Source organism: Microbacterium invictum (assembly GCF_014197265.1).
GTDB classification, from domain to species: Bacteria; Actinomycetota; Actinomycetes; order Actinomycetales; family Microbacteriaceae; genus Microbacterium; species Microbacterium invictum.
The window spans coordinates 172,448-187,798 of the sequence record NZ_JACIFH010000001.1 but is presented as its reverse complement, the minus strand read 5'-3'; the positions used below and the strand labels follow the sequence as shown (position 1 = coordinate 187,798).

Sequence of the window (15,351 nt, the reverse complement as noted above, 5' to 3'; positions counted from 1 at the left end):
CCCGCTGTGGTCAGTTCAGCGCGCGCGTGCCCTCGGGGATCACACCGTCGGCATACAGGCTCTTCGCCACATCCTGCAGCGCGGTCAGGGCGACGCGCTGCGTCGTCGGCCCGTAGGAGATCCGCGCGACGCCCAGTGCCTCGTACTCCGCGGCGCTCAAAGCACCGGGCAAGCCGATCACGCTCACCTTGCGCTGGCCGATGCCCTCGACGAGCTGACGGGTGACGTCGGCGTTCAGGACCCCGGGGACGAACACGACGTCCGCACCCGCATCGAGGTAGGCGCGCCCGCGCTCGATCGCATCGGCGATGGACTGCTCGACGGGCCGGTCGCCGGCACGCACGAACGCATCCGTCCGCGCGTTCAGCGCGAACGGCACGCCCTCAGACTCCCCCGCACGCACGATCGCCTCGACCGCGGCGACGGAGTCGGCCAGCGGCTTCAGCCGGTCTTCGACGTTCGCACCCACGACGCCGACACCGATCGCGCGGCGCACGGTCTCGCCGGCGTCGCCGAATCCGGCATCCAGATCGGCGGTGACGGGCAGATCACCGGCGACCTCCACGATGCGTCCGACCATGTCGAGCACGAGTTCGAGGGGAATGTTCTCGCCATCCGGATACCCGAACGTCGCGGCGATCGAGTGCCCGGCGGTGGCGATCGCCTTCGTCTCCGGCAGGGCGATGACCGCCTTCGCCGATACGACATCCCACACGTTGACGACCCGGAGGATCTCCGGCGCGGCGTGCAGGGCGGACAGGGTCTGGGCTCGCTGTGCCTGAGTGGTCATAGCTCCACCGTAGCCTCGCCCGGGAGTCGCACACACGCTAGTCGACCGTCGTCCGCCTCCGCAGCCGCGCCGCCGCGTACGCGATCGCGCGCCAGCCCACGAGGGCGGCGCCCAGCACGAGTGCCGCGACGATGATGAACGGCGGCGCCGTGCCCTGACCCGATGCCATGCGCAACAGCATCCCGCCCACGAGTGTCACCGCCCACACGCCGACGCCCGTGCGGATCGGCGCTGCGGGCGCTCGCCACGCACGGGTGACGATCCAGCCGGCGGCGAGCGCCGCGAGGAACGGCCACGCCGTCTGCCACAGCCCGCTGAGCACATCGGAGTCATGGCTCGACCGGCCGGCGGCCGCGAATGCGACGATCAGCACGACATCGAGCGCGAAACTGCCGATGAGGGATGCCGGGGTTGCACGCGGGGTCATGGTTCCATTCTCGCGGTCCCGCCCCTGGCATCTGCCCGCCCGGCGCGGTAGACCTGTGCAATGAGCAGAACACGCAGCTGGCTCGACGGCTACATCACCGCATGGAAGTCGAAGAACCCCGACGACGTCCGGGCGATCTTCACCGACGACGCGGAATACCTGTTCCGGCCCGACGACCCGGAACCCGCACGCGGCATCGACGCGATCGTCGCGGCGTGGGTCGAGCCCGAGCCCTCAGAGCCGGAGTACGAACTCGACGTGCTGATCGAAGACGACCGGCTCGGCATCATCACGGGCCGCGTCGAGTACCCCGGTCACGAGACGTACAGCAATCTCTGGGAGGTCCACTTCGCCGACGACGGGCGCGCGCAGAAGTTCGTCGAGTGGTACATGACGCCACGAAAGCGGGCGGCCTCACCGCAGTGAGCACCCACGTGACGTCGCGTCCGCGCACGTGACGCCCGGAGACCGCGTGTGACCGCGGATGTCGGCGCCCCGGCATCCGCTTCACCGTCCCGATACGGTCGCGGCATGACCCTTCTCACGGCCTCTGCCCTGACCGACATCACCGCCGACGAGCGAGCCGCGCGCCTCACCGGCGCGGGAGCGGCCTGGAGCGATCGGATCGATGCGGACCGGACGGCCTCGCACCTCACCTTCCGCGCCGAGGGGATCGGAGAAGGCTCGGTCGCGACGCGCGTGCGGGCAGGGCGGCACGAGTTCTTCGTGGACGAGCCGGCGGTGCTCGCCGGCGATGATGTCGCCGCGAGCCCCGTCGAGTACGCGCTGGGCGCCCTGATCGGATGCCAGGTGGTGGTGTACCGGCTCTATGCGCAGGTCCTGGGCATCCCGTTCGACGACATCCGCATCACCGCCGAGGGCGACCTCGACGCCGCACGACTGCTCGGCAAGGACCCGGCGGTGCGCGCGGGATTCACCGCGGTGCGGCTGCACATCGAGCTGTCCGGCCCCGAGAGCGCGGAGCGCTACGACGAGCTGCGCGCCGCCGTCGACGCGAACTGCCCGGTGCTCGACCTGTTCACCAGCCCCACGCCCGTGGAGACCGTGGTCGTCAAGGCCTGACTCGCCGGCCCGTCAGGCCACGCGCTCGGCCACGGGCGCGTCGGCGAGTTCGCGGACGATCGCGGTGACCGCTGCGCGGCCGGCGCGGTTGGCGCCCACCGTCGAGGCCGATGGTCCGTAGCCGATCAAGAAGAGTCGCCGTTCGTCCGTCGCGCGCGACTCGTCGACGCGGATGCCGCCGCCGGCCACACGCAGCCGCAGCGGGGCGAGGTGATCGAGCGCGGCACGGAAGCCGGTCGCCCACAGGATCGCGTCGGCGGCGCGGAAGGTGCCATCCGGCATCCACACCCCCGCTTCGTCGATCGACGTGAACATCGGGTGCCGCACCAGCACGCCGCGCGCTTGGGCGGCCCGGGCCCACGGCGTCCAGTGCATGCCGGTGACCGAGATGACGCTGCCCGGCGGCAGACCCTGCCGGACGCGCTCTTCGATGCCGGCGATCGCGGCGACGCGCGTCGGGATGTCGAACTCCTGGTCGATCCACTGCGGTTCGCGCCGGGTCATCCAGGTCGTCTCGGCAACGTGCGAGATCTCGTCGAGCAGCTGGACACCCGACACCCCCGCACCCACGATGATCACGCGCTGCCCCGCGAACTCGTCGGCCGACACGTAGTCGGCGACGTGCAGCTGGCGTCCGCGGAAGCGCTCCTGCCCCGGATACCGCGGCCAGAACGGCGTGGTCCAGGTGCCGGTCGCGTTGACGACGAACTGGGCGCTCCACGCACCATTGTCGGTCTCGACGAGCAGCCGGCCGTTCGGGTCGTCGTCCTCGCGACGCACGCTGTGCACGGCGACGGGGCGTTCGACCCGCAGGTCGAACCGGTCCTCGTAGTCGCCGAAGTACGCCGGCAGGACCTCGCGCGCCTGCGCCCCGGGATCGGCGGGCGGCACGGGAGCACCGGGAAGCTCGTGGATGCCGTTCACCGTCGCCATGCGCAGCGACTCCCAGCGGTGCTGCCAGGCCCCACCCGCCGCCGGGTTGGCATCGAGGACGACGAACGTCCGGTGGTTGTCGTGACCGAGTGATGCGGATGCCGGGGCCACGCCGCGGCGACGCAGATGGTACGCGGCGGACAGTCCCGCCTGCCCCGCACCGATGACGACGACGTCGACGGGTCGCGGGCGGGAATTCATGCTGAGGAGAACGCCGAGACCGGCCGCGACATTCCGCGGACGCGTTACCGTTGATGCAGCACCTATGACAGACCCAGGAGCAGGCAGCATGAGCGACACCGGAACCATCACCCGCACCCCCGGCACCGAGACGGCGGTGCTCGCCGGCGGATGCTTCTGGGGAATGGAAGACCTCATCCGTCGCGAGCCGGGCATCCTGTCCACCCGTGTCGGCTACACCGGCGGGCAGAATGCGAACGCGACCTACCGCAATCACCCGGGCCACGCCGAGGCGGTCGAGATCGTCTTCGACCCCGCGCAGACCACGTACCGCGACGTCCTCGCCTTCTTCTTCCAGATCCACGACCCGTCGACGCGCGACCGGCAGGGCAACGACATTGGCTCGAGCTACCGCTCGGCGATCTTCCCCCTCAGCCCCGAGCAGGAGCGGGTCGCCCGCGACACGATCGCCGACGTCGACGCGTCGGGCCTGTGGCCGGGCAAGGCGGTCACCACGATCGAGCCCGAGGGCCCGTTCTGGGAGGCCGAGCCAGAGCACCAGGATTACCTGATCAAGTACCCGAACGGCTACACGTGCCACTTCCCCCGGGCGGGCTGGGTCCTGCCGAAGCGGGCTGAGGCCCCGGCCTCGTAGTCACCCCGGCCGCGGGCTCACGGCCGACTCGCGACGTCGCGCACGATGCGCGCCACCTCGGGGCTGGCGAGCAGCCGGAAGTGACCGCCGTCATCGAGCGTGATGTTCGTCGCGCCGGCCAGTTCGTGCGCGGCGGGGATGTGCGGATCCCACACTCCCGCCACCGTCGTGATGCGCGTGTTGACCTCGAGGCTCTCCAGCAGCTGCAACGTCGTGGCGTCGGTCGGCAGGAACGCCCGCAGGCTCGGCACCAGCATGAACCGCGCGTAGGCGGAGCCGGCGAACGGCGTGCACACCGCCACCATCGCGGTCACCCGCTCGTCCGGGTCGAGTCGGGACATGACGTACTTGCCGATCAGCCCGCCCTTGCTGTGCGCGACGATGACGACATCGCGCACGTCGTGCTCGGCGAGATACGCGGAGACGACCTCGGCCGTCGCCGGGATCGGGCGGCCGTTGCGGCCCAGCGCGGGCAGCACGTGCACAGGGTGCCCACCGGCGCGCAGCACGTCGATCAGCGGCCGCAGGAACCCCCACGTCTCCCACACGCCCGGCAGGATGATGACCGGACGCGCGTCACCGGTGCGCAGCTCGGACGGGTCGCGGCGGTCGAGGAACGCCCGCACCTGCCCGTACCCGGCGTAGAGGTAGTCGCTGGCCCACCACCGTGCGATGCGCAGAGGCTTCATCGGTCGGGCCGCAGCACCGAGCGGGTCCAGTCCCACAGGCGTGCCCCTTCGTGCCCGTCCGAAATCGATGCCGGGGTCCGGATCCGCGCGGCGGCGCCGGAGAGCTGACCGAGCCCCGAGGGCGCGAACATGGCGGGTGGCTCGGCGGCGGTCGTCACCGCCATCAGCGCCGGCTGCGCGGCCCGCTCGGGGCTGTTGCCGATCCCGTTCATCACCAGTCCCAGGACACCGTGCTCGTGTCGGCGCCTGATGATCGGCGCGATGGCGGTGCGCGGCGCGATGCCGGGGTGGCACAGGTGGACGGTGAGCCCCCACTGTCGTGCGATGGTGTGCCGCGCGAGTTCGGTGCCGAACAGGCCCAGCGCGACCTTCGAGGACCCATAGGCCCGCAGCGCGGTGTAGCGCCCCTCGAGCTGCAGGTCGTGATGCTCGAGCCCGATGACGCGGGCGGCCAGGCTGCACTGCACCACCACACGGGCGCGAGCTGCCTCGAGCAGGGGCAGGATGCCGAGGGTGAGCGCCACATGGCCGAGGTAGTTCGTCTGGAAGTGCAGCTCGAATCCGTCTTCGGTCACGTGACGCTCGCGGTCGCCGAGCATCACGATGCCGGCATTGAGCACGAGCACGTCGATCGGCGCTGCCTCCTGACACAGCAGATCGGCGAGGGCGTAGACGCTCTCGAGTCGCGCGAGATCGAGATCGAGCAGCGAAAGGTCGGCGTCAGGCGCCGAGGCGCGGATGCGGGTCGCGGCGATCTCGCCCTTGTTCCGGTTGCGCACCGGCATGAGCACATCGCACCCGGCGGCGGCGAGTGCCCGGGCGATCTCGAGCCCGACACCGTCACTGGCCCCGGTGACGAGGGCCGTGTTGCCGTGCAGGTCGGGCAGGGTGACCGTGCGCGCGCTTCGACTGGCCCACGCCATGCGACCTCCTCCGGTATGCCGAATCTAGCTCCGGCGAGCGCCTGCGGCCAGCGCCGCGCAGCCGTGTCGGGGTTGTGCCCCCGGATCAGCGCAGGCCGGTGACTTCGACGCCGAGCCACTCGCCGAGATCGCGGATCTCGGCGTGGACCATCTCGCGTTCCTCTTCGTCGAAGGGGAACATCTCGTGGATCGCGGAGACCACGAGCGTCTCCCTCTTCTTGTCCAGCGCGGCATCGAGCTGCCCCATGAACCGGTCGCCGATCAGGATCGGGTGCGCGAAGTACCCGAACACCCGCTGCGCCTTGGGCTTGAACTGCTCGGACACGAAGTCGAACTCGAACAGCTCGCTCAGGCGCGGCCGGTCGTACAGCATCCGGTCATAGGGGTTCAGAATCGCCACGCGCCCGCCCGGGTCGTCGTCGAGCGCGGCGATCGCCTCGGGGTCCACCCGCCACTTCCACTCGCTCCCCTCGACCTCGGCCGGCTCTCCCGCCTGGCCCACCCCGGCATAGGCGGAGGTGGATCGTGCGATGCCGTAGCACTGCAGCCGGCGCCTCGACAGCATGCGCTCGGCTTCTTCGACATCGATGCGCGGGACATCGGGGTGCGCCCGTTCGGCCAGGTCCCACCGGCGCAGCCGGCCGACGCGGCCGACGACGGCGACCTCACCGGTGAGCTCGAGCACTTCGAGCATGCGCGGAACCTGGTTCGAACTGCGCCAGCCGCTGTCGCTATCGGCTGCCACCTGACTCGTGTCATCGATCTCGGACGCCAGAATCGGGCCGTCGGCCTCCACCCGCGCCAGCACGTCCTTGCGGAAGCGTGCGTTGGCGTCGAGCCACGAGATGGTGCTCCGGTACAGGAGCCCACGCCCGAGGCGGGCGCGCACGAACGGCAGCCAGGTGCCCGGATAGAAGCGCCCGGCGTGCTCGAACAGCAGCCGGTCGTCTTCGACCGCCTTGGTGAGCTGCGCCGCCTCGAACGACCACCCGATGCGGCTCCACGGCACCGTGAGCTGCGACGGAGCGATGACCGCGGTCGGGTCGATCTTGATGGGCCCGATCTGCTCGGCGACTTCGACGACGTCGCCCGGCCGGTCGGCATCGAGCAGCTGCGCACGCACAGCGATGCGGCGCGCCTGGTCTCTGGTCAACCGGTGCATGCGTCGAGAGTACCGGCGGGCAGCGACACTGCCGCGCGCTCGACGTACGCTGAGGCCATGGAACCCGCCGGTGCAGTGGTCGTCGGATTCATCGCATTGCTGGGCCTTCTGCCCGTGTACTTCGTCTGGATCGCCATCGACGCCCGCCGCCGCCGCGCGCGTGGCGAGCGGGCCGTGCACTCATCGGGCGGACTGATGGGCATGGACGAGATCTGGCGACCCTCGGTCGCCGAAGCACAGGCGATCTGGGAGGCCGAGCAGATCACCCCCGCGCCCGCGCCGATCCCCGGTGACGGACCGGGTGTGATCACCGGCGGCCGGATCGTGATCGAGACGGGCCTGCGCCACGACCGCTGACGCCGTGGTGACGCCGTGGTGACGCCGTGGTGACGCCGGGGTGTCAGCGCCGGACGGCCTCCGCGATCGGAACATCGCCGGAGTTGAACCGGATCGTGCGGCCGATCGTCGAGTCGTCGGCCAGCACCGCGTCGATCACCGCGGCGACGTCGGCACGCGCCACCGACGCCGACGTCGTGGCCGTGGTGTCGATGCGCCCAGTGGGCCCGTCGAGGGTGAGGCTGCTGGGCCCCAGGATCGTGAAATCCAGGCCGCTGGTGCGCAGGTGCTCGTCGGCGGCGGCCTTGGCCTCGGCATACGCGAAGAACGAGTTGTCCGGCGCGACGCCGTGGTCGGTGCGCGCCCCGAAGTACGACACCATCACGTAGCGTCGCACGTCGGCGGCGACCGCGGCATCCATCGACCGGATCGCGGCGTCGCGGTCGACGGCATACGTCCGCTCGGGGTCGCCGCCGCCGGCGCCCGCGGTCCACACGATGGCGTCGTTGGCGCTGACGAGGTTGGTCAGCTGCTCGGTGTCGAACACCTCGACGTCGGCGACCAGCGGGACAGCCCCGGTCGCGGCGACATCGGCCTCGTGATCGGGATTGCGGATCACGCTCGTGACGTGCACACCCCGCTCGACGAGCAGCGGCGCGAGCTGGAGGGCGACTTTTCCGTGTCCTCCGAAGATCAGAATGCGGGCCATGGGAGTGTTCCTTCCGGTCGGACTCCCGAGCCTACGCAGACTCCCGCAGGGAACGAAAACGGGGCGCCCAGGCCGGGGGGAAGCCGGGACGCCCCGCAGTGGTCGGCCGGTTACTGGACCGACCAGCCCCCGTCGCTCGGGAGGATGACGCCGTTGATGTTGACGCCGTCGTCCGAGAGCAGGAACGTGATGGAGGCGGCCAGCTGCTCGGCCGTGGCCAGCGTCGGGATCGCCGACTGGAAAGGCTGCAGCCGCGCCGAGCCCGTGGCCGACACGTTCGGAGGGAACGGGATGCCGGTGGCTACGCCCCCGGGTGCGACGGCGTTCACGCGAATGCCGGCGGGGCCGTACATGAACGCGGCGCTGCGGGTCATGCCGACGACGGCGTGCTTGCTGGTCGTGTAGGCGTTGCCCGATGCATTGCCGCGCAGGCCCGCCTCACTGGTGACGTTGACGACCGAGCCCTTGCCCGCGTCGAGCATCGCCGGCAGGACCGCCCGGGTCAGCTTGAACGCGCCGGTGACGTTGACGCCCATGACGCGGTCCCACATCGCGTCGCTGGTCTCGCCCAGCGGCGAGAAGTCGTCGTTGATGCCGGCCACGTTGGCCAGACCGTCGATCCGGTCGCCGGCGGCCGCGACGATGGCGTCCACCGACTCCTGCGCGGTGATGTCGCCGACGACGGTGATGATCTCGGCGGAGGGCAGTTCGGCCTTCAGCTGCTCGAGGCGCTCGGCCGACACGTCGACGGCGACGACACGGCCGCCCTCGCGCGCGATGCGCGAGGCGGTGGCCTTGCCGATGCCCGAGGCGGCGCCGGTGACGATGAGGGTCTTGCCGTCGAAGCGGCCCGGGTTGATCTTCTCGACCCAGCCGGACTCGCCGGCGTCTTCGGGCATGACGCCGCCGTTCGCCTTCAGCACGAGGCCGTCGACGACCTCCTGCGGCATCTTGCCCTGGCTCAGGGCGACGAGCTGCTGCAGCGGCAGGCCGCGGACCGGCGCGAGCGATTCGGCGCTGCCGCCGGACGCTGCCAGCAATTCGCGGACGATCGGTCCGCCGATCTCGCTGTCGAGCCATTCTCCGATCGTGCTCTGGGCGGTGAGTGCCTTGTCGGCCATGAGTCCCCTCCTTGGTTGCCCGGGGGTTGCCCGGAAGTACGTTCATCGGGTCAGAGTTCCCGCTCGGGAACTATATTCCCGTACGGGAAATACTAGGCTTCCGGATGCCGGAGCTCAATGCTCCGGGACCGTGAATATCGAGGGAGGTGAGGCTCATGGCGACACGCCCGGAGCCCCCGCGGCGCGGACGGGGCTCGCGCGCCGGACTGGACCTCGACCGGATCATCGCGGCCGCTCACGGCATGGACCCCGAGACGCTCACCATGCAGTCCCTCGCCGATGCGCTCGGTGTCGACCGCAAGGCTCTCAACCATCACGTCACCGACCGGCAGAGCCTGTTCGAACTCCTCGCGCTCGATGCGTTCCGGCGCCGATTCGGCGACGCGGAGGTCACGCTCGGGACCACCTGGCAGGACGCCTGCCGCGCCTATGCCCACGGGATGGTCGAGAGCCTGCTCGACATCGGAGCGTGGAGCGAGCACTTCCGGTTCACGAGCCAGCGCGACCTCACCCTCGTCGGCCCGGCCGAGGCCGTTGCGGAGCGCATGCTCGCAGCCGGGTATGAACCGGTGACCGTGAGCCGGTCGATGCACCTGCTGGCCACCATCTGCACCGGCTTCGCCCGCGACGCCCTCAACGGGCGACGCACCGGCGGCCACCCGCAGATCGAAGAGCTGCGGCGGGCGCTCGACGACGCCCGCGGCGAGTACGACGCGCTGCGCCGCCTCGTCGACGCGCGGGTCGACAACTTCGGCCACGAGCAGCTCGATTTCGACCTCGACGCGTTCATCACGGCGATCGAGCGGCTGCCGCACTGACATCGGGGGCGCCGGACACGCCCGACCGCGAGAGAACACCTCGCCGCCGAGAGAACGGGTGGTGCCCGTTCTCTCGTCCGCCCGTTGTTCTCTCGCGGCGTGGCGACGGGCGGACGCATGCGGCGGAATGGAGAGCGGCGGCGGGCGGTTACATCGAGCATGCAACGTTTCGGAACGCTCTCGTTCGGCCACTACGGTCCCCTCGGCGGCGGGCGCGAGCTCACCGCCGGTGATTCGATGAAGCAGGCCATCGACCTGGCGCAGGGCATGGACGATCTCGGGGTCAACGGCGTCTACTTCCGCGTCCACCACTTCGCTCGGCAACAGGCCTCGCCGATGCCGCTGCTGGCGGCGATCGCCGCGACGACCACGCACATCGAGATGGGCACGGGCGTCATCGACATGCGGTACGAGAACCCGCTCTATTTCGCCGAAGAGGCTGCCGCGCTCGACCTGATCTCCGATCAGCGCATCGCGCTGGGCATCAGCCGCGGGTCACCCGAGACGGTGCTGCGCGGGTTCGAGGCGTTCGGATACAGCGGGGCGACCGATCCGCGTGGCGCGGACATCGCACGTGCGCACACCGAGCTGTTCCTGCGGGCGATCGACGGCGAGGGCATCGCCGAGCGCGACCCCGAGAGTCCCTTCGGCGGCGGCAGCGGGCTGCAGCGCATCGAGCCGCACTCCCCCGGCTTGCGCTCGCGGATCTGGTGGGGCTCGGGCTCACGCGAGACCGCCGAGTGGGCCGGACGCCAGGGGCTGAACCTCATGTCGTCGACGCTCGTGACCGAAGCCGACGGCCGGCCGTTCGACATCCTCCAAGCCGAGCAGATCGACCTGTTCCGCGCCGCGTGGAAGGATGCCGGTCATGCCGGCGCACCCCGGGTCTCGGTCAGCCGGTCGGTCTTCCCGATCACGACGGCCGAAGACGAGCTGTACTTCGGGCACAGCCAGGAGGGCGACGGCATCGGCTACATCGACGGCTTCCGCTCCACCTTCGGCAAGACCTACGCCGCGGCGCCGGACGTGCTCGTCGAGCAGCTGCAACAGGACGCCGCCGTCATGTCGGCCGACACCCTGATGCTGACGATCCCGTCACAGCTGGGCGTCGAGTTCAACCTGCGCGTCGTCGAGTCGTTCGCCACGCACGTGGCCCCGGCGCTGGGCTGGAAGCCCAACCCGACCACATAGTGCGAGAGCGTCCACGCGCGTGCACCTACAGTGATCGACCGCGCACTGCGCGATGGCTTTGTAGACCAAGGTCAACCTTGCGTGCGTCGCCGTGAGAAACGTGAATAATATGAGGTATGACCACAGCTCAGGCGACCGGGTACAGCGCGATCTCGAGTTACTCGCGAGTGGAGCTGATGCATCTGCTGCAGCAGCGGCCGCAGCGCACGATCGCCGAGCTGACCGAGGCGACCGGGCTGCACGCCAACACGGTGCGTGAGCACCTGCAGCGACTGATCGACGAGGGCTACGTGGTCGCGGTGACCGAGCGCCGCACCACGCGTGGTCGCCCGCGCGTGCTGTACAGCGCGGCCGACGGCACGGCGGCATCGAGTCCGGTGCAGCGCCGTCGCGTGCGTGCCGCCGCCGAGCGCGGAGACCTCATGCGGCGCGTCATGCCGGCATCCACCCCCATCACCCTCGACACCGAGGCCCTGCACCAGCTCGACGCCATCGTCGACGACCTCGTCGACTCGGGCTTCGACCCGATCGTCGATGAGGATGACCTCTCGCTCGAATTGACGCCGTGTCATCAGGCACAGGCACAGGCCGAACACCTCGAGGTGCTGTGCCAGGTGCACCTGAGCATCATGCAGGGCGTGCTGACCGAAGCAGGGGGCCCGTTGCGCGTCGAGGGCATCCGCCCGTCGTGCGACCCGACCGAGTGCGTCGTGCTGCTCAGCCACGCGGGGCGCCCCGCCCAGTAGGTCGCGGCTGCGGTGCTGACCCACGGCGTCGGCGTGCGTCACATCCGGATGCGCTCGGCTCCGCTGTAGACGTTCATGGTGTCGCCGCGCAGGAAGCCGACGAGCGTGAGCCCGGCATTCGCCGCCAGCTCCACGGCGAGCGACGACGGCGCCGACACCGCGGTCAGCATCGGGATGCCCGCCATGATCGCCTTCTGCGCGAGTTCGAAGCTCGCGCGACCCGACACCATCAGCGCTGTCCCGCGCAGCGGAAGCCGGTCGCTGAGAGCCGCCCACCCGACCACCTTGTCCACGGCGTTGTGCCGGCCCACGTCCTCGCGCACGACGAGCATCTCGCCCGTGGTGAGGTCGAAAAGGCCCGCCGCGTGCAGTCCCCCGGTCTTGTCGAACACCGCCTGCTCGGCGCGCAGCCGATCGGGGAGATCGACCAGCATGCCGGGGTCGACGGCGACGGTGTCCGTCGACAGGTCGTACGACGACACCGTCGCCACGGCCTCGATCGAGGCCTTGCCGCACACGCCGCATGAGCTGGTCGTGTAGAAGTTGCGTGCCAGGTCGGCCGCCGGCGGAGCGACGCCGGGCGCGAGTGTGACATCGAGGACGTTGTAGGTGTTGCCGTCGGCGGATGCCGTGCCGAGCACGCGCAGGCTCGGGCCGGCCACCGCTGAGCCAGCGGCATCCGTCCCAGTCGCTCCCGGGCCGCCGGTGCCCGGGCCGCCGCAGTGGACCGCCGCGGCGAACTGGCCGCCGTGCGAGATGACACCCTCCGAGACGAGGAAGCCGGCCGCCAGTTCGACGTCATGACCGGGCGTGCGCATCGTCACGGTCAGCGGCCGCCCTCCGACGCGGATCTCGAGCGGCTCCTCGACGACGAGGGTGTCGGCCCGGCGGCGACTCGCCCCGTCGAGCGAGAGCTTCACGACGGGGGCGCGGGCCGTCAGTCGTCCCATGTCATCCGCCGATCGCGTTCATTCCGCGAGCCGGCTGCAGGAACGACGGATCGTTGATGGCATGACCGGGCAGCTTGCCGCGCACGCAGGCGCGCAGGACGCGGTCGACGTCGGCATCGGCGCCGTCGCCGCGGAGCACCGGCAGCAGGTCGTACTCGCTGGTGGAGAACAGACAGTTGCGCAGCTGACCGTCCGCGGTCAGGCGCATGCGGTCGCAGTCGCCGCAGAACGGGGCGGTGACCGATGCGATGACGCCGACCGCCTGCGGGCCGCCGTCGAGGAGGAACAGCTCGGCCGGCGCACCCCCGCGACCGGGGACCGGGGTGAGGTCCCACCGGGTCGCCAAGTCCTCGAGGATCTCGTCGCGGGTGACCATCGACGTCCGGTCCCAGGTGTGCCCGGCATCCAGCGGCATCTGCTCGATGAACCTCAGCTGCGCACCGTGTGCGAGCGCGAATTCGACGAGGCCGATCATCTCGGTGTCGTTGACGCCGCGCATGGCGACGGCGTTGAGCTTGAGCGGTCGCAGGCCCGAGGCGGCGGCCGCGGCGATGCCCTCGAGCACATCGTCGAGCCGGTCGCGGCGGGTGAGCTCGCGGAATCGCTCGCGGTCGAGCGTGTCGATCGAGATGTTCAGCCGCTGCAGGCCCGCCTCGACGAGCCCGGGCAGAAGGCCGGGCAAGCGGATGCCGTTGGTCGTCATCGCGATCGCGACGGGCCCGTCGGGGCCTTCGATCTCGGCAAGCCGGCGCACCACCTCGACGATGTCGGTGCGCAGCAGCGGTTCCCCGCCCGTCAGCCGGAACGTGGTGATGCCGGCATCGGCCGCCACGCGCGCGACCCGGACGATCTCGTCGGTGGACAGGATGCTGTCGCGGGCCAGCCACTCGTTACCCTGCTCGGGCATGCAGTACGTGCAGCGCAGCGAGCAGCGGTCGGTGAGCGAGATCCGCAGGTCGCGGTGCACGCGACCGAACGTGTCGACCAGTGCCGCGCCTGCCCCGGCATCCGCGTCGCCACGCACGTCGGCACGACGGGTGAGGACGAGCGGGACGGCAACCATGCCTTCGAGGCTACCCGCGCCACGCGGCGAAGAGGCCGACCCGGACCGGGGAAAGGTGGGGAAGGATTAAGTACGGCCGTCTCGCCGGACCGTATTCCACGGGGTTGAGTACGGTGACCTTCAGGCAGTCGAAAGGAGCACGCGGTGGATTTTCTCGATCCTCTGTTGCTGGCGCGGTGGCAATTCGGTCTGACGACCCTCTACCACTATCTGTTCGTCCCGCTGACGCTCGGGATGGCTCTCACTGTCGCGATCTTCCAGACCGTCTGGCATCGGACCGGCAACGTCAAGTGGCTGCATCTGACGCAGCTGTTCGGCAAGATCTTCCTCATCAACTTCGCGATGGGCGTGGTCACCGGCATCGTGCAGGAGTTCCAGTTCGGCATGAACTGGTCGTCGTACTCGCGCTTCGTCGGCGACATCTTCGGCGCCCCGCTCGCGTTCGAGGGGCTGCTCGCGTTCTTCTTCGAGGCGACCTTCATCGGCCTGTGGATCTTCGGGTGGGACCGGCTGCCGCGGCGCCTGCACCTGGCATCCATCTGGGCCGTCGCCTTCGGATCGACCCTGTCGGCCTACTTCATCCTCGCCGCCAACGCGTTCATGCAGAACCCGGTGGGCTACACGATCAACGCCGAGGCCGGCCGTGTCGAGCTCACGGACTTCTGGGCGGTGCTGACCAATCCCGTCGTGCTCGCGGCCTTCCCGCACACGCTGTTCGCGGCGTTCATGTTCGCCGGCGCGGTGGTGATCGCCGTCTCGGCCTGGCATCTCTCGCGGGGCCAGCACATCGAGACGATGCGCTCGTCGCTGAAGTACGGCCTGTGGTTCACGATCATCACGTTCGGTCTCACCGCCCTGTCCGGCGACCAGCTGAGCCTCGTGATGGTCGACACGCAGCCGATGAAGATGGCCGCCGCCGAAGCGCTCTGGCATACCGCCTGCGGGGCGGATGCCTCGTTCTCGCTCTTCTCGATCGGCACACCCGACGGTACGGCGGAGGTGTGGTCGCTGCGGGTGCCGTATCTGCTGTCGTTCCTGTCGACGCACTCGTTCGACGGCTGCGTGGAGGGCCTGCACGATCTGCAGGTGCTGTACGAGCAGCAGTTCGGCGCGGGGTTCGACTACATGCCCATCATCTGGGTCACGTACTGGTCGTTCCGCTGGATGATCGGCCTCGGCGCCGCCTCCACGCTGATCGCCGTCGCCGGGCTGTGGGTCACCCGCAAGAGCGCGAAGCGTCCGGTCGCGCCCTGGATGTGGAAGATCGCGATCTGGGCCGCGCCACTCCCCCTGCTCGGCAGTCTGGTCGGATGGGTGTTCACCGAGATGGGCCGCCAGCCCTGGATCGTGTTCAGCCTCATGCTCACCGAGGACGGCGTCTCGCCGAGCGTGCCCGGGTGGACGGTGCTGATATCGCTGATCGCGTTCACGCTGATCTACGCGGCGCTGGCGGTGGTGGAGTTCGGGCTGATCCTGAAGGCCGCGCAGAAGGGCCCGGCTCCGCTGCCCGAACCCGGATCGCCCGAGGCGGACGCCCCGAGCCCGACGTCGACGACGGTCTACTAGGAGGACATC

18 protein-coding genes are annotated in these 15,351 nt (G+C 70.1%); 8 read left to right on the top strand and 10 right to left on the bottom strand.

Annotation, left to right across the window (positions count from 1 at the left end; translation table 11 throughout):
• Positions 1-10: 10 nt before the first annotated feature.
• Positions 11-790: an isocitrate lyase/PEP mutase family protein gene (locus tag BKA10_RS00965; RefSeq protein WP_183498123.1), complete on the bottom strand. Its 780-nt coding sequence runs from the start codon at positions 788-790 to the stop codon at positions 11-13.
• 37 nt (positions 791-827) lie between these two features.
• On the bottom strand, positions 828-1,217 hold the full coding sequence (locus tag BKA10_RS00960; protein WP_183498121.1) for a DUF3054 domain-containing protein: 390 nt from the start codon (positions 1,215-1,217) through the stop codon (positions 828-830).
• A gap of 60 nt (positions 1,218-1,277) precedes the next feature.
• Here BKA10_RS00960 and BKA10_RS00955 point away from each other — a divergent pair, with 60 nt between their 5' ends.
• A complete protein-coding gene (locus tag BKA10_RS00955) occupies positions 1,278-1,643 on the top strand; it encodes a nuclear transport factor 2 family protein (protein ID WP_183498119.1) in 366 nt (121 codons plus the stop codon).
• Positions 1,644-1,748: 105 nt separating this feature from the next.
• Positions 1,749-2,300 (top strand): OsmC family protein, encoded by a 552-nt coding sequence (locus BKA10_RS00950; protein WP_183498116.1) that lies wholly within the window; start codon positions 1,749-1,751, stop codon positions 2,298-2,300.
• A 12-nt stretch (positions 2,301-2,312) separates the two neighbouring features.
• Here BKA10_RS00950 and BKA10_RS00945 read toward each other — a convergent pair whose 3' ends face one another.
• Entirely contained in the window at positions 2,313-3,434 is a 1,122-nt protein-coding gene (locus tag BKA10_RS00945; RefSeq protein ID WP_183498114.1) for an NAD(P)-binding domain-containing protein, read from the bottom strand.
• Between the two features lie 88 nt (positions 3,435-3,522).
• Between BKA10_RS00945 and msrA the strand changes: the two genes are divergently transcribed.
• Positions 3,523-4,068, top strand: coding sequence for a peptide-methionine (S)-S-oxide reductase MsrA (msrA, locus tag BKA10_RS00940; RefSeq protein WP_183498112.1), 546 nt, complete (start codon positions 3,523-3,525; stop codon positions 4,066-4,068).
• 17 nt (positions 4,069-4,085) lie between these two features.
• Here msrA and BKA10_RS00935 read toward each other — a convergent pair whose 3' ends face one another.
• The 3 genes from BKA10_RS00935 to BKA10_RS00925 form a co-directional block, all read right to left on the bottom strand.
• Complete coding sequence (locus tag BKA10_RS00935; RefSeq protein WP_183498110.1) at positions 4,086-4,757, bottom strand: esterase/lipase family protein; 672 nt, start codon at positions 4,755-4,757, stop codon at positions 4,086-4,088.
• Complete coding sequence (locus tag BKA10_RS00930) at positions 4,754-5,680, bottom strand: SDR family oxidoreductase (RefSeq protein ID WP_183498108.1); 927 nt, start codon at positions 5,678-5,680, stop codon at positions 4,754-4,756. The genes BKA10_RS00935 and BKA10_RS00930 overlap by 4 nt, the downstream gene beginning before the upstream one ends.
• A gap of 85 nt (positions 5,681-5,765) precedes the next feature.
• A complete protein-coding gene (locus BKA10_RS00925) occupies positions 5,766-6,842 on the bottom strand; it encodes a DNA glycosylase AlkZ-like family protein (RefSeq protein WP_183498106.1) in 1,077 nt (358 codons plus the stop codon).
• Positions 6,843-6,899: 57 nt separating this feature from the next.
• Between BKA10_RS00925 and BKA10_RS00920 the strand changes: the two genes are divergently transcribed.
• Positions 6,900-7,199, top strand: a complete 300-nt coding sequence (locus tag BKA10_RS00920) for a hypothetical protein (RefSeq protein ID WP_183498105.1) — start codon at positions 6,900-6,902, stop codon at positions 7,197-7,199.
• 43 nt (positions 7,200-7,242) lie between these two features.
• Here the strand turns inward: BKA10_RS00920 and BKA10_RS00915 are convergent, their stop codons facing one another.
• Positions 7,243-7,887 carry an SDR family oxidoreductase gene (locus tag BKA10_RS00915; RefSeq protein WP_183498103.1) on the bottom strand — a complete coding sequence of 215 codons (645 nt, stop codon included), beginning with the start codon at positions 7,885-7,887 and terminating at the stop codon, positions 7,243-7,245.
• A 110-nt stretch (positions 7,888-7,997) separates the two neighbouring features.
• On the bottom strand, positions 7,998-9,008 hold the full coding sequence (locus BKA10_RS00910) for an SDR family NAD(P)-dependent oxidoreductase (protein WP_183498101.1): 1,011 nt from the start codon (positions 9,006-9,008) through the stop codon (positions 7,998-8,000).
• Between the two features lie 155 nt (positions 9,009-9,163).
• On the opposite strand from BKA10_RS00910, the gene BKA10_RS00905 reads away from it, so the two are divergent.
• The 3 genes from BKA10_RS00905 (at position 9,164) to BKA10_RS00895 (ending at position 11,763) form a co-directional block, all read left to right on the top strand.
• Positions 9,164-9,826: a TetR family transcriptional regulator gene (locus tag BKA10_RS00905; RefSeq protein WP_183498099.1), complete on the top strand. Its 663-nt coding sequence runs from the start codon at positions 9,164-9,166 to the stop codon at positions 9,824-9,826.
• A 159-nt stretch (positions 9,827-9,985) separates the two neighbouring features.
• The gene (locus tag BKA10_RS00900; protein WP_183498097.1) at positions 9,986-11,017 is read left to right on the top strand and encodes an LLM class flavin-dependent oxidoreductase; all 1,032 of its coding nucleotides are present in this window, start codon (positions 9,986-9,988) and stop codon (positions 11,015-11,017) included.
• Positions 11,018-11,133: 116 nt separating this feature from the next.
• Positions 11,134-11,763, top strand: coding sequence for an ArsR family transcriptional regulator (locus tag BKA10_RS00895; protein WP_183498095.1), 630 nt, complete (start codon positions 11,134-11,136; stop codon positions 11,761-11,763).
• Between the two features lie 38 nt (positions 11,764-11,801).
• Here BKA10_RS00895 and fdhD read toward each other — a convergent pair whose 3' ends face one another.
• Both fdhD and moaA read right to left on the bottom strand, forming a co-directional pair.
• Positions 11,802-12,713 (bottom strand): formate dehydrogenase accessory sulfurtransferase FdhD, encoded by a 912-nt coding sequence (gene fdhD / locus BKA10_RS00890; RefSeq protein ID WP_183498093.1) that lies wholly within the window; start codon positions 12,711-12,713, stop codon positions 11,802-11,804.
• Between the two features lies 1 nt (position 12,714).
• Positions 12,715-13,776, bottom strand: coding sequence for a GTP 3',8-cyclase MoaA (gene moaA, locus BKA10_RS00885; protein WP_183498091.1), 1,062 nt, complete (start codon positions 13,774-13,776; stop codon positions 12,715-12,717).
• A gap of 144 nt (positions 13,777-13,920) precedes the next feature.
• Between moaA and BKA10_RS00880 the strand changes: the two genes are divergently transcribed.
• The gene (locus tag BKA10_RS00880; RefSeq protein ID WP_183498089.1) at positions 13,921-15,342 is read left to right on the top strand and encodes a cytochrome ubiquinol oxidase subunit I; all 1,422 of its coding nucleotides are present in this window, start codon (positions 13,921-13,923) and stop codon (positions 15,340-15,342) included.
• Positions 15,343-15,351: the final 9 nt, after the last annotated feature.

Bases quoted from the DNA above. Each gene is read 5' to 3' on its own strand.
- BKA10_RS00950 (WP_183498116.1), top strand. From the start codon at position 1,749: ATGACCCTTCTCACGGCCTCTGCCCTGACCGACATCACCGCCGACGAG.
- BKA10_RS00930 (WP_183498108.1), bottom strand. From the start codon at position 5,680: ATGGCGTGGGCCAGTCGAAGCGCGCGCACGGTCACCCTGCCCGACCTG.
- BKA10_RS00900 (WP_183498097.1), top strand. From the start codon at position 9,986: ATGCAACGTTTCGGAACGCTCTCGTTCGGCCACTACGGTCCCCTCGGC.
- BKA10_RS00895 (WP_183498095.1), top strand. From the start codon at position 11,134: ATGACCACAGCTCAGGCGACCGGGTACAGCGCGATCTCGAGTTACTCG.
- msrA (WP_183498112.1), top strand. From the start codon at position 3,523: ATGAGCGACACCGGAACCATCACCCGCACCCCCGGCACCGAGACGGCG.
- BKA10_RS00960 (WP_183498121.1), bottom strand. From the start codon at position 1,217: ATGACCCCGCGTGCAACCCCGGCATCCCTCATCGGCAGTTTCGCGCTC.
- fdhD (WP_183498093.1), bottom strand. From the start codon at position 12,713: ATGGGACGACTGACGGCCCGCGCCCCCGTCGTGAAGCTCTCGCTCGAC.
- BKA10_RS00920 (WP_183498105.1), top strand. From the start codon at position 6,900: ATGGAACCCGCCGGTGCAGTGGTCGTCGGATTCATCGCATTGCTGGGC.
- moaA (WP_183498091.1), bottom strand. From the start codon at position 13,776: ATGGTTGCCGTCCCGCTCGTCCTCACCCGTCGTGCCGACGTGCGTGGC.
- BKA10_RS00910 (WP_183498101.1), bottom strand. From the start codon at position 9,008: ATGGCCGACAAGGCACTCACCGCCCAGAGCACGATCGGAGAATGGCTC.
- BKA10_RS00955 (WP_183498119.1), top strand. From the start codon at position 1,278: ATGAGCAGAACACGCAGCTGGCTCGACGGCTACATCACCGCATGGAAG.
- BKA10_RS00905 (WP_183498099.1), top strand. From the start codon at position 9,164: ATGGCGACACGCCCGGAGCCCCCGCGGCGCGGACGGGGCTCGCGCGCC.
- BKA10_RS00925 (WP_183498106.1), bottom strand. From the start codon at position 6,842: ATGCACCGGTTGACCAGAGACCAGGCGCGCCGCATCGCTGTGCGTGCG.
- BKA10_RS00945 (WP_183498114.1), bottom strand. From the start codon at position 3,434: ATGAATTCCCGCCCGCGACCCGTCGACGTCGTCGTCATCGGTGCGGGG.
- BKA10_RS00915 (WP_183498103.1), bottom strand. From the start codon at position 7,887: ATGGCCCGCATTCTGATCTTCGGAGGACACGGAAAAGTCGCCCTCCAG.
- BKA10_RS00965 (WP_183498123.1), bottom strand. From the start codon at position 790: ATGACCACTCAGGCACAGCGAGCCCAGACCCTGTCCGCCCTGCACGCC.
- BKA10_RS00935 (WP_183498110.1), bottom strand. From the start codon at position 4,757: ATGAAGCCTCTGCGCATCGCACGGTGGTGGGCCAGCGACTACCTCTAC.